The organism is Sediminibacillus terrae, from assembly GCF_009602435.1.
In the GTDB taxonomy this organism is placed as follows: Bacteria; Bacillota; Bacilli; order Bacillales; family Amphibacillaceae; genus Sediminibacillus; species Sediminibacillus terrae.
Genome location: NZ_VZDQ01000005.1, coordinates 16,147 through 27,527 on the forward strand (window position 1 = coordinate 16,147; position 11,381 = coordinate 27,527).

The window sequence follows — 11,381 nt, forward strand, 5'->3', positions numbered from 1 at the left end:
ATAAGCGGAGGATGAAGATGAAAAAGTTGAAGGTGAAAGAAATCATTGTAGTGGAAGGAAAAGATGACACAGCAAAAATCAAACAATCGGTGGATGCAGATACTATAGAAACCAATGGATCAGCAGTCAACCAGTCAGTCATTGAACAAGTCCGGCATGCCCAAGCAAAACGAGGCGTTATTATATTCACAGATCCAGACTATCCAGGGGAGAGAATCAGACACATTGTGTCAAATGCCGTGCCAGGCTGCAAGCATGCGTTTTTGACACGCGCCGAAGCAAAGGCCAAGCATGATAAAGGCCTGGGAATAGAACATGCTTCAAAAGATGCGATACGTCAGGCCCTGGAAAGTGTGTATGAAATAGCAGAAGTCGGCGAGAGCGACATGGATAAATCCGACTTATTCCAATATGGGCTCCTCGGTGGAAGCAAAGCGAAAGAGCGTCGGGAAAAGTTGGGGAATGCCCTGAAAATTGGTTATGCTAATGGGAAACAACTGCTAAAACGACTACACATGTTCCAAATTTCCAGGCAAACGTTCATTGATAGCATGGAAAAAATCTTGAAGGAGGAAGAGGATGAATAACCAAAAGGCAATCGCGACTCCTTTAAAAACAAAAGAAATCTTGGCAAAGTATGGTTTTTCCTTTAAAAAAAGCCTGGGACAAAATTTTCTGATCGACGTGAACATACTAGAGAGAATCATCGCGTATGCAGGCATCGATAAACATACAGGCACAATAGAGATAGGTCCTGGAATGGGTGCGCTGACCGAGCAGCTGGCCAGACATTCCAGTCAGGTGGTGGCTTTTGAAATCGACCAGCGGCTCGTGCCGATTTTAAAAGAAACGTTAGGTGATTATGATAATATCACCATTATCAATCAAGACATTTTACAGGCGGATATTACCCGAGTGATCGAAGAAAATTTTCAAGAAGGACAAAAAATCAAAGTAGCAGCCAATCTCCCGTACTATATAACGACACCCATTCTCATGAAACTGCTGAGGGAGAAACTGCCTGTGGAAAGCTTTACCGTCATGATTCAGAAAGAGGTAGCCGACCGTATGGCAGCCAATCCGAACACAAAAAGCTATGGTTCGTTGACGATAGCCGTCCAGTACTATACGGAAGCAACGATTGCGATGACTGTACCGAAAACAGTATTCATGCCGCAACCAAATGTGGATTCCGCTGTTCTGCATTTGACTGTCAGAGATGAGCCGCCTGTTGAAGTACAAAATGAAGAGTTTTTCTTTGACTTGGTCCAGGCTTCTTTTGGTCAGAGACGAAAGACGTTAAGGAACAATCTGGCCCGACATTTCTCCGATCGTTTGACGAAAGAAACGATAGAAACACTCTTGGAACAGGCGGATATAGACGGAACACGGCGGGGCGAGTCTTTGACGATGGCTGAGTTTGCCCGTTTGGCCAATATGTTTTATCAAAAGGTTGGACAGGCGGGATAGCTGCCTGTAGGGCGTTAGACACATCTTTTTATTCCTCACATAGTCTAGTTAGTAACGAATGGTTGCCTATCCGGCTATGATGAGGTGAAAGCATGAATGTTACTACTGGAGAATTAGTTACCCGCAATTCCTATCATAACGATATACTATTCCGGGTCATCCATATAAAGGAGAATTATGTTCTCCTCCATGGGGAAGATGTGCGATTAGTGGCGGATGCCGATCAAGAGGATTTGCAGATCGTAGAAAAAAGAGACCTGGAGCGCTACCGAAAAAAGGAAAAAGAAAAAGAGGATTATTCCTATCGTTTATTTCGGCAGGACTATCAGCTGATGAAAGAAAAGCGAGAATATGAATCCACAGAGGGATACCAGCAGGATTCCAGTTATTTTCAAATTCCGGCCCGTGTCTTGCATTTGGATGGTGATCGTCTTTACTTGAAGAAATGTATCGATGTGTATCAGCGCATCGGTCTTCAAGTCCATGGTGTCCATCTCAGCGAGAAAGACATGCCGTTGGAAATTGCCGGTCTGGTAAAAAAAATTCAGCCGGATATCATCATCATTACCGGACATGATGCTTATTCAAGGAACAAAGGGATGAAAAGCGATATTTCTGCCTACAGGCATTCCAAATATTTCGTCGAAACGGTACGGGAAGCAAGACAGGTAGTCCCCCATTTGGACCAGTTGGTCATTTTCGCAGGGGCATGTCAATCACATTTTGAGTCTTTGATCAGAGCGGGGGCCAATTTTGCGAGCTCTCCTTCCCGGATCAATATCCATGCCCTGGATCCTGTCTATATCGCTGCCAAAATTGCTTACACACCGTTTATGGATAAGGTCAGTGTCTGGGGGGCCCTCCGAAACACCATGACAGGAGCAAAAGGACTCGGAGGTGTGGAGACCAGGGGATTGCTGCGAACCGGAATGCCTTACTTAAAAGAAGAAGAAACAGAAAATTATTGAGCGTTTTAATAAGCACTTCTGCACATTTGTGGTAAGAAGTGTTTTTTATTTACATAATTTATCGGTATTTAGATAAAATAAACAGTAATTAAGGGAAAAGCGATTTTTCTTGTTGACAGTAATTTTGTTATGCTGTTATAATATAAGATTTTATTTGACTTAAGAACAAGCTTATGGTATAGTAAAAACAGTGAGGTGGAGTGCATTGGCTAAAACATTGGTGGAAATTAAACAAGGTTTAGACGGGCAAATTGGTAAACGCCTGAAGCTGAAAGCAAATGGCGGAAGGAGAAAAACCATTGAACGGTTTGGTACGCTGGCTGAAACGTATCCATCGGTATTTATTGTCGAGCTGGATCAAGACGAGAATGCGTTTGAGCGAGTGTCTTACAGCTACGCAGATGTATTGACAGAAACTGTAGAGTTGAATTTCATCGATGATATGAGCAAGATGGTCGTTGGGGAGCAGTAAACATTCGTTTACTGCTTTTTCTATGCCCGAATTTGTTCTTGCCTGTAAATGATTATTAGCCGGAATAGCCTGTATTCCGGCTAGTGGAAGCCTGCGCTTTTGTCAACTCCGAAAGCTGCAGAAGGAAAGGGCCCTGGAGAGATGCCGTGGCCGCAAAAGCGCGCATTCCTGTTTTTGTTTATAAATTTTCCCATAATTGCACACAAAAGAAAGGTGTAGCCTGTTGTTTCAAGGATACACTAGGAATGTCGTAAAAAGCTTACTTTGAAAGGGGCTGTTCTTTCATGGGCAGGCGCAGAGGAATCATGTCAGACCAGTTGAAAGAGGAAATTGCAAAGGAATTAGGTTTTTACGACACGGTGCAAAAAGAAGGCTGGGGTGGAATCAAGGCGCGTGATGCCGGAAATATGGTCAAGCGTGCAGTTGAGATGGCCGAACAGCAGCTTCAAAGGGACAAATCCTGAATAAAAGGGGTTTGTCCCCTTTTTATCATCAGTATGAACCAGGCGTCAGTATCTTGGCGGTTAAGCATTATGATATGATACTATTTATAAAATAAATATCAATAAAAGCAGGTGGTACGATGCAATTACTTGAAAAAGCACCGGCAAAAATCAATTTGAGCCTGGATGTTCTCTATAAACGGCCAGATAATTACCATGAAATCGAAATGGTGATGACCACGATTGATTTAGCGGACCGGATAGGGCTTGCGGAACTTCCTTCCGATAAAATAATCATCGACTCTGAAAACCAATTTGTCCCGAACGACGAACGGAATCTCGCATATCGGGCAGCGAAATTGGTGAAGGATACATATAATGTAAAAAAAGGGCTGAACATTTTTATTGAAAAGAACATTCCGGTAGCAGCCGGACTAGCAGGAGGAAGCAGCGACGCCGCAGCCGTCATCCGCGGATTGAACAGGCTATGGCAGCTTGGCATGTCTGTAAAGGAAATGGCGGATTTAGGAGCCCGGATAGGTTCTGATGTTTCTTTTTGCGTTTATAACACAACCGCTTTGGCTAAAGGAAGAGGGGAGTTGATTGAAGAACTTCCGGCACCGCCATCCTGCTGGGTTGTGTTGGCCAAACCGGCAATCGGTGTTTCGACACAAACCATTTATCAAAACTTCTCTCCGGACGGTGTGGACCATCCAGACACAAAGGGAATGATCAAAGCGCTAGAAGCTGAAGACTTTGACGCAATGTGCAAGAAAGTCGGAAACGTCCTTGAGTCAGTCACCCTGCCGATGTATCCGGAAGTAAGACAAATCAAACAACAGATGGAACTAGCAGGTGCTGATGCCGTATTGATGAGCGGCAGTGGCCCGACTGTCTTCTCCCTGGCCCATCAGGAATCACGTGCTTATCGTATATATAACAGTCTAAGAGGATTTTGTGATGAAGTTTATGTTGTAAGGATGCTTGGGTATCATCAGCTACTTGATTGAATACGTACATAAGTGTTATGTTTAAGGAAAATATTCGGTTTTTGAGGTGCAAACATGAAAAGAAGTGACCGTTTGGTGGCAATGACAAATTATTTGGTTGAACATCCGTCCCAGCTTGTCTCCCTCCCGTTTTTTTCAGCGGAGTTCGATGCAGCCAAGTCTTCCATCAGTGAAGATTTGGCAATTATAAACCAGAACCTTCAAAATTTGGGGATTGGTTATTTGGAATCCGTATCAGGGGCTGCTGGAGGAGTTAAATACATTCCGGAGTATTCCCAAGAAAACAGTGAGCGTTTCATCGACCAACTGTGCGAAGAACTGGAAGATCCGAATCGGCTGCTTCCCGGCGGTTATTTATACATGAGTGATATCCTGGGAGAACCATCCAAAGTAAGAAATATCGGCAGGTTGTTTGCCAGTGCATTTGCCAATTCAGAGATCGATGTAGTCGTGACTGTCGCCACCAAAGGCATTCCGCTGGCCTATGCAGTAGCTGCATTTTTGAATGTTCCGGTGGTAATTGTCCGACGTGATCCAAAAGTGACAGAAGGTTCGACTGTGAGCATTAACTATGTTTCTGGTTCTTCGAGGAAAATCCAAACCATGGTCCTTTCGAAACGAAGCCTTCAAGAGGGCGCCAGGGTTTGTATTATCGATGATTTTATGAAAGCTGGCGGAACGGTCAATGGGATGAAAAATTTAATGGAGGAATTCCGTGCTGAAGTAGCAGCAATCGGTGTCCTGGCCGAGGCGGAGGACGAGGATGAAGAAAGAGTCGTTACAGAATACACGTCGCTTATCCAAATCACCAATGTCGATGTCAAAAACAGACAGATCGAGGTTCACCGCGGCAACTTGTTTTCCTGAGTATGGTTCATTTCAGAATCGGAAATAAGTGTTGCGATCCACCCGTCATTGCTTGAACGAGGTCGCCGATCGATGTGTTTTTTTTACATGGAACAGCAATGCGCCCAGTGCATATCGATTTTTTGTTCACCAATTTATCTTTTCCCGAAAAAATAAACATCTTTTTTAAAAAAATTTTTAAAACAGGCAGGATTTATTCTTATTTTGTTGAATTTATGGTAATAAGTTCTATAGGGAAAAGGTGGTGAAACATAATGGAAGTAACAGACGTCAGATTACGCCGCGTTAATACCGAGGGAAGAATGCGAGCAATTGCTTCTATTACGTTGGATCAGGAGTTTGTTGTCCATGACATTCGCGTCATAGACGGCAACAACGGGTTATTCGTAGCAATGCCTTCTAAACGTACTCCTGATGGGGAATTTCGCGATATCGCGCATCCGATTAATTCTAATACCAGAGGAAAAATTCAAGACGCTGTATTAGAAGAATATCACCGTGCCGGAGAAGTGGAAGTAGAATATGAAGAAGCGGGTGCTTCTTAAAGCTTGGGAGCAGCAGGGGTCTAATCTTCTTAGATTAGGCTTCTTTTTATGTTTAAAATCGAGAGTTCCTTCTGTTGAACAACCGGAAAAACTTTTTGACTCTATCAAGGGACTTTAGAAAGATAGGCATAACGCTTGGAAACCACTGCCCGGATACAGGGGCTCTCTATTGAAATGCCTTGTGTTTTAAGATATATTCATAACTGGATAAATTATATCAGAAGAGACGCGAATCGATAGCCGGCAGGAAGAATATTCCTGGACTTGCGGCCGTTTTTTTTCGCACCTGCAGATAAAAACAGGGATGAAAATGGAGGTTTCTACATGACCAAAAGGTATGCCGTTGTGTTGGCAGCTGGGCAGGGAACAAGGATGAAGTCGAAGCTTTATAAAGTGTTGCATCCAGTGATGGGACGCCCGATGGTACAACATGTTGTAGATCAATTAAATAAGCTGGATTTGGAAAAGCTAATAACAGTAGTAGGATACGGAGCTGAAAAGGTACAAGATCAGCTTGGCGAAAAAGTGGAATTTGTTATTCAGGAAGAACAGTTGGGAACAGGACATGCTGTACTTCAAGCGGAAAACCTTCTTCAGGACAAAGAAGGAACGACAATAGTCGTCAGTGGTGACACGCCGCTACTGACCAACCATACATTAGAAGCCTTGATGAACCATCATGACAGCGAAGGTGCGAAGGCCACCATTTTAACGGCAGAAGCTCCCGATCCGACGGGATATGGACGTGTGGTCCGAAATGAAAACGACAATGTCGAAAAAGTCGTGGAACATAAAGATGCTTCGACTCAGGAGCTTGCAATCAGTGAAATAAATACGGGCACGTACTGTTTTGATAATCAGGCCTTATTCGCCGCCTTAAAGCAAGTTTCGAATGAAAATGCCCAAGGTGAGTATTATTTACCGGATGTACTGGAAATCTTGAAGCAGAGCGGAGAGAAAGTCAGTGCATTTCAAACGGATACTTTTGATGAAACGATCGGAGTAAATGACAGAGTGGCACTCTCTCAGGCAGAGAAACTGATGAAAAAACGGGTTAATGAGCAGCATATGAGAAACGGGGTTACCATCACTGATCCAGAAAACACGTATATCGCCCCCGAAGTAGTTATCGAACAGGATGTAGTGATTTATCCTGGAACCATCTTGAAAGGTAATACGGTAATTGAAAGCGACGCAGTAATTGGTCCGAATTCTGAAATCGAAAATTGCACGGTAGGTACTGAAACGGTAATCCGTCAAAGTGTCGCGAAGGACAGCGAAATCGGAGCACGCGTGCAAGTCGGCCCCTTTGCCCATATTCGTCCGCAAAGTTCGCTTGGTGACCAGGTGAAAATCGGCAACTTTGTAGAAGTCAAAAAAGCGGCCGTAGAAGAAAACAGCAAGGTTTCCCATTTAAGCTATATTGGCGATGCGGAGATCGGCAAGGGCGTAAATATTGGCTGTGGCACGATTACGGTCAATTATGACGGCGAGAATAAGCACTTGACTAAAATAGAGGATGACGCGTTCATCGGATGTAATTCCAATCTGATTGCGCCTGTTACTGTCGGCAAGGGTGCTTACGTTGCCGCTGGTTCTACCATCAACCAAAATGTTCCGGAAGAAGCACTCTCCATCGCCCGGGCCAGACAGACGAACAAAGAAGACTATGCCAAGAAAATAAAAAAACCGAAAAAAGATTAATGGAGGGCTTATCAGATGGCAACTGGATATAAAGACTCATCACTGCGGGTATTCACATTAAATTCCAATCCGCATCTGGCGGAACAAATAGCTGCCCATATTGGAACGGAATTGGGTAAATGTTCGGTCTCGACCTTTAGTGATGGCGAGGTGCAAATCAATATCGAGGAAAGTATTCGCGGGTGCGATGTCTATGTCGTTCAATCGACAAGCGAACCGGTCAACCAGCACTTAATGGAACTGTTGATCATGATCGATGCGTTAAAACGGGCTTCTGCAAAGTCCATCAATATCGTCATTCCATACTATGGTTATGCAAGACAAGACCGTAAAGCACGGGCAAGGGAGCCAATCACGGCCAAACTCGTTGCCGATTTATTGCAAACGGCAGGGGCTTCCCGGGTTATCACGTTGGATTTGCATGCCCCGCAAATTCAAGGATTCTTCAATATTCCTGTCGATCAACTAGTTGGTGTGCCAATTCTGTCCGATTATTTCCAAGAAATGAACCTGGATGATTTGGTTATCGTCTCTCCAGATCACGGCGGGGTGACCAGGGCACGTCAAATGGCTGATCGTTTGAAAGCGCCAATTGCCATCATCGATAAACGGAGACCTCGGCCCAATGTTTCCGAAGTAATGAATATCGTCGGAAATATTGAAGGGAAGACGGCCATCTTGATCGATGATATTATCGATACCGCAGGGACCATTACGCTTGCCGCCAATGCTTTAATTGAAAATGGTGCAAAAGAAGTGTATGCTTGTTGTACACACCCAGTTCTTTCTGGCCCCGCTATAGAAAGAATTGATCAATCGAAAATCAAGGAACTGATTGTAACCAATACGATTCCACTAAAAGAAGAGAAACAAATCGAAAAAATATCGCAGCTATCCGTTGCTCCATTAATCAGTGAAGCGATCATTCGCGTACATGAACTACAGTCTGTAAGTATCTTGTTCGATTGATAGTATTGCTTAACTAGTCCTGCCTGTTTTTAAGGCAAAAGAAATTATTGAGGACACCGGACTTCTTCCATAGAACAAACAGCGAGAATAGGACCCCAGGAAGTAATCAACTTGTTTTGCCCAATGTTTATGATGTTTACGTATGCCGGTTAGCGGGAAATAATGACAATTAGATTGTTTTTAATTTCAATGGAGGGTGATTAACTTGGCAGTAACTCTTAAGGCAGAGAAACGGGAAGATTTAAAAAAATCACATACAAGATTGATTAGACAGCAAGGGCTAGTCCCTGCTGTTGTATATGGGAAAGGAAAAGAGCCAAAAACAGTGGCTGTGAATAGTATAGAACTGCTTAAAACTGTTCGAGACGAAGGGCGTAACGCGATTATTTCTTTGAGCGTGGACGGGGATTCGGTTGATGTCATGCTGCATGACTATCAAGTGGAACCACTGAGGGACGAGCTGATTCATGCAGACTTCTATGCAGTCAATATGTCTCAGGAAATCGATGTGGAAGTACCAATCCATTTGGAAGGTGAAGCCCAAGGCTCCAAAGATGGAGGTGTGCTGCAACAGCCGCTCTACAATTTGGCTGTCCGCGCCAAGCCGGGTAATATCCCTGAGGAAATCGTCGTAGATGTTGCAAATCTGCAGGTTGGCGAAAGCATTACCGTTTCTGACTTATCTGCAAACGGTGACTATGAAATCACCGAAGATGAGGGCACTACCATCGTCTCTATTTTGACTCCTGATTCGGGTACAGAAGAAGAAGAAACCGACGAAGAGCAAACGGAGCCGGAGTTAGTCGATGCGGAGAAGAATAAAGAGGAAGAATAGGTTAAACCCCAAGAGCATGAGGGTATAAGCACAGTGCCAAAAAACCGAACGATTTCGTTCGGTTTTTTTGTTTTTTTTTCCTAAACTTGCTTAGCAAAGAGTAAATCGTCCAACTCTTCTCTTATGAATAGGGTAAATCCCATTTTCGCTTTAGCCTCATGCTGTGTGGAAAGCTAAAACACGCCTGTAACAACAGGATAAAAGGGGTTCTATCAGAGGGCTACTTAACATTAAGAAACCGAGCGAATTTTAACTACTAATCGAATTCGCTCGGTTTTTGCTTTGGTGGCCATTCTTTCATCCCGGCATTTTTTTTATAGAAACGATCTGTTATTCAATTATGAATGAGGATGTCCGCTTTCTCCAAAGCTTGACATGCTGCACTCAACTTTTCCTCCGTATCTGCTTCTAGAGTATGCAGATGGGTCCCATCCGTAAGCTGGGAGAGATAGGCAGCGTTTGTTGATTGAATTTTATCAAGGAACTGATCTACTTCATGTCGGCTGCTTACCATAATGGAAGCAGTCAAATCGCCGTAGACTGGATGCTCAATACGGACATCTTTTACTGTCACCCCATGGTCTACCAACAGATATAACTCCTCTTTTGTTTGATCTGGCTGGTGGATGCAGGCGATCACCCGTTTGTGCAAGGAATGATCAGGCGTATCGCGTATATATAAATATCCTTGACTTGTTGCCATGATCGGCTCATTTTTTGCTTTCAACAAAGAGATATCCTGGACGATAACTTGTCTGCTGACGGCTGTTTTTTCTGCAAGTTCACCACCGGTAATCGGCTTCTTAGCATCTTTCAGCCACTTCAAAATTGCCACCCGTCTCTTTTCTCCTGTCAGCTTTTGGTTACTCCCCATCTTCCACACTCCTTATCGTTACACTACTGATTTGTCCTTATTGTGTAATAAAGAAATCTGCTAGTAAAGCATTAAGTATTTTTGCTGCCTCGGTAATTTCAGCGTCGGTTGTTTCCCGGCCGAATGAAAAACGGATGAATTCGATGGCCTGATCATCGGTCCTGCCAATTGCTTGCATTGTTCTGGAAGGATCCTGCTGCCCGCTACTGCACGCAGAGCCGGTAGAGACAGCCAACCCTCTCCTATTACATTCCAGCATAACGTATTGTCCCTGAACTCCTGGAAAGCGGACTCCAACAATATGGGGAAGTTGCTCGACTGCACTGCTTTCTATTTCTACATCGACAGGCATATTTGAAAGTAATTCGATAAACTTGGAGCGAAGCTGTTTATACCGCTCTTGATTGACTGGCATTTCATCCTGAAGCAGTTCTGCCGCTGTAACGAACGCCGCGATACCCGGGACATTGACAGTTCCTGGGCGGAATCCTTTTTCATGCGTGGTGTTTGGCAGTAAAGCTTTGTATGGTACAGTCGGATTGATATAAACCGCTCCGACTCCTTTGGGTCCATAAACTTTATGACTCGAAACAGAGATGCTATCAATCGGAAGATCAGCGAGAGTTAAAGGCAATTTGCAAAATGTTTGGACACAGTCGCTATGAAATAAGATGCCTTTTGAATGAAGCAGATTGCCAATTTCATTAATTGGCTGAATGGTGCCTATTTCCCCGTTTCCATGTTGTATGGATGCCAAAATGGTTTCTTCGCGGATAGAGGCCTTCAACTCCTCCAAATCGATCAATCCATGCGAATCTACCGGCAAATAGGTCACCTCATAACCGAAGGCTTCCATACGGGCAAAAAAATGCAGAATGGAAGAATGCTCGATGCTGCTGGTGATTAAGTGATTTCCCTTATGAGCATTCGCTTCTATCAAGGATTGCAGTGCAAGGATATTCGATTCACTGCCTCCACTGGTAAAATAGATGCCATCCTTATCAGCTAGTAGAAGCTGCCCTAATTGATTTCGGCAATTTTCCAAAAGCCGGTTTGCCTGTGAGCCGGCATCATGTAAACTGCTTGAGTTGCCAAAAAAATGTTTTGATGCTTCCATGTACATTTGCAATGCTTCTTCACGTGGGGGGGTTGTGGCGGCGTGGTCCATGTATATCATCTTTTTTCTCCTTTCTTTTTTAAGGAAGTTCTAAATTGCGGGAAAAA

The 11,381-nt window shown here is 43.9% G+C and carries 13 protein-coding genes; 11 read left to right on the forward strand and 2 right to left on the reverse strand.

Annotation, left to right across the window (positions count from 1 at the left end):
* Positions 1 to 26 precede the first annotated feature (26 nt).
* The 11 genes from rnmV (at position 27) to F6X55_RS01900 (ending at position 9,283) form a co-directional block, all read left to right on the forward strand.
* Positions 27 to 587 (forward strand): ribonuclease M5, encoded by a 561-nt coding sequence (gene rnmV / locus F6X55_RS01850; RefSeq protein ID WP_153461777.1) that lies wholly within the window; start codon positions 27 to 29, stop codon positions 585 to 587.
* Positions 580 to 1,470: a 16S rRNA (adenine(1518)-N(6)/adenine(1519)-N(6))-dimethyltransferase RsmA gene (rsmA, locus tag F6X55_RS01855; RefSeq protein WP_026770990.1), complete on the forward strand. Its 891-nt coding sequence runs from the start codon at positions 580 to 582 to the stop codon at positions 1,468 to 1,470. Before rnmV ends, rsmA begins: the two co-directional genes overlap by 8 nt.
* 92 nt (positions 1,471 to 1,562) lie before the next feature.
* On the forward strand, positions 1,563 to 2,438 hold the full coding sequence (yabG, locus tag F6X55_RS01860) for a sporulation peptidase YabG (protein WP_153461751.1): 876 nt from the start codon (positions 1,563 to 1,565) through the stop codon (positions 2,436 to 2,438).
* Between the two features lie 205 nt (positions 2,439 to 2,643).
* Positions 2,644 to 2,910, forward strand: coding sequence for a biofilm formation stimulator Veg (veg, locus tag F6X55_RS01865; RefSeq protein WP_026568974.1), 267 nt, complete (start codon positions 2,644 to 2,646; stop codon positions 2,908 to 2,910).
* A gap of 284 nt (positions 2,911 to 3,194) precedes the next feature.
* Positions 3,195 to 3,374, forward strand: coding sequence for a small, acid-soluble spore protein, alpha/beta type (locus F6X55_RS01870; RefSeq protein WP_026568975.1), 180 nt, complete (start codon positions 3,195 to 3,197; stop codon positions 3,372 to 3,374).
* Between the two features lie 119 nt (positions 3,375 to 3,493).
* Positions 3,494 to 4,363, forward strand: a complete 870-nt coding sequence (gene ispE, locus F6X55_RS01875; protein WP_153461753.1) for a 4-(cytidine 5'-diphospho)-2-C-methyl-D-erythritol kinase — start codon at positions 3,494 to 3,496, stop codon at positions 4,361 to 4,363.
* A 54-nt stretch (positions 4,364 to 4,417) separates the two neighbouring features.
* On the forward strand, positions 4,418 to 5,230 hold the full coding sequence (purR, locus tag F6X55_RS01880) for a pur operon repressor (protein WP_026568977.1): 813 nt from the start codon (positions 4,418 to 4,420) through the stop codon (positions 5,228 to 5,230).
* Between the two features lie 254 nt (positions 5,231 to 5,484).
* Positions 5,485 to 5,775: a septation regulator SpoVG gene (gene spoVG / locus F6X55_RS01885; RefSeq protein ID WP_026568978.1), complete on the forward strand. Its 291-nt coding sequence runs from the start codon at positions 5,485 to 5,487 to the stop codon at positions 5,773 to 5,775.
* Between the two features lie 324 nt (positions 5,776 to 6,099).
* The gene (gene glmU, locus F6X55_RS01890) at positions 6,100 to 7,479 is read left to right on the forward strand and encodes a bifunctional UDP-N-acetylglucosamine diphosphorylase/glucosamine-1-phosphate N-acetyltransferase GlmU (RefSeq protein WP_153461755.1); all 1,380 of its coding nucleotides are present in this window, start codon (positions 6,100 to 6,102) and stop codon (positions 7,477 to 7,479) included.
* A gap of 15 nt (positions 7,480 to 7,494) precedes the next feature.
* Positions 7,495 to 8,448, forward strand: a complete 954-nt coding sequence (locus F6X55_RS01895; RefSeq protein WP_026568980.1) for a ribose-phosphate diphosphokinase — start codon at positions 7,495 to 7,497, stop codon at positions 8,446 to 8,448.
* Between the two features lie 205 nt (positions 8,449 to 8,653).
* Positions 8,654 to 9,283 carry a 50S ribosomal protein L25/general stress protein Ctc gene (locus F6X55_RS01900; protein WP_026568981.1) on the forward strand — a complete coding sequence of 210 codons (630 nt, stop codon included), beginning with the start codon at positions 8,654 to 8,656 and terminating at the stop codon, positions 9,281 to 9,283.
* A gap of 334 nt (positions 9,284 to 9,617) precedes the next feature.
* On the opposite strand, the gene F6X55_RS01905 is transcribed toward F6X55_RS01900, so the two are convergent.
* Positions 9,618 to 10,157, reverse strand: coding sequence for a transcription repressor NadR (locus F6X55_RS01905; protein WP_026568982.1), 540 nt, complete (start codon positions 10,155 to 10,157; stop codon positions 9,618 to 9,620).
* A 37-nt stretch (positions 10,158 to 10,194) separates the two neighbouring features.
* A complete protein-coding gene (locus F6X55_RS01910; protein WP_026568983.1) occupies positions 10,195 to 11,334 on the reverse strand; it encodes an IscS subfamily cysteine desulfurase in 1,140 nt (379 codons plus the stop codon).
* Positions 11,335 to 11,381 lie beyond the last annotated feature (47 nt).

Bases quoted from the DNA above. Each gene is read 5' to 3' on its own strand.
- glmU (WP_153461755.1), top strand. From the start codon at position 6,100: ATGACCAAAAGGTATGCCGTTGTGTTGGCAGCTGGGCAGGGAACAAGG.
- F6X55_RS01905 (WP_026568982.1), bottom strand. From the start codon at position 10,157: ATGGGGAGTAACCAAAAGCTGACAGGAGAAAAGAGACGGGTGGCAATT.
- F6X55_RS01870 (WP_026568975.1), top strand. From the start codon at position 3,195: ATGGGCAGGCGCAGAGGAATCATGTCAGACCAGTTGAAAGAGGAAATT.
- rsmA (WP_026770990.1), top strand. From the start codon at position 580: ATGAATAACCAAAAGGCAATCGCGACTCCTTTAAAAACAAAAGAAATC.
- yabG (WP_153461751.1), top strand. From the start codon at position 1,563: ATGAATGTTACTACTGGAGAATTAGTTACCCGCAATTCCTATCATAAC.
- F6X55_RS01910 (WP_026568983.1), bottom strand. From the start codon at position 11,334: ATGATATACATGGACCACGCCGCCACAACCCCCCCACGTGAAGAAGCA.
- purR (WP_026568977.1), top strand. From the start codon at position 4,418: ATGAAAAGAAGTGACCGTTTGGTGGCAATGACAAATTATTTGGTTGAA.
- spoVG (WP_026568978.1), top strand. From the start codon at position 5,485: ATGGAAGTAACAGACGTCAGATTACGCCGCGTTAATACCGAGGGAAGA.
- F6X55_RS01895 (WP_026568980.1), top strand. From the start codon at position 7,495: ATGGCAACTGGATATAAAGACTCATCACTGCGGGTATTCACATTAAAT.
- ispE (WP_153461753.1), top strand. From the start codon at position 3,494: ATGCAATTACTTGAAAAAGCACCGGCAAAAATCAATTTGAGCCTGGAT.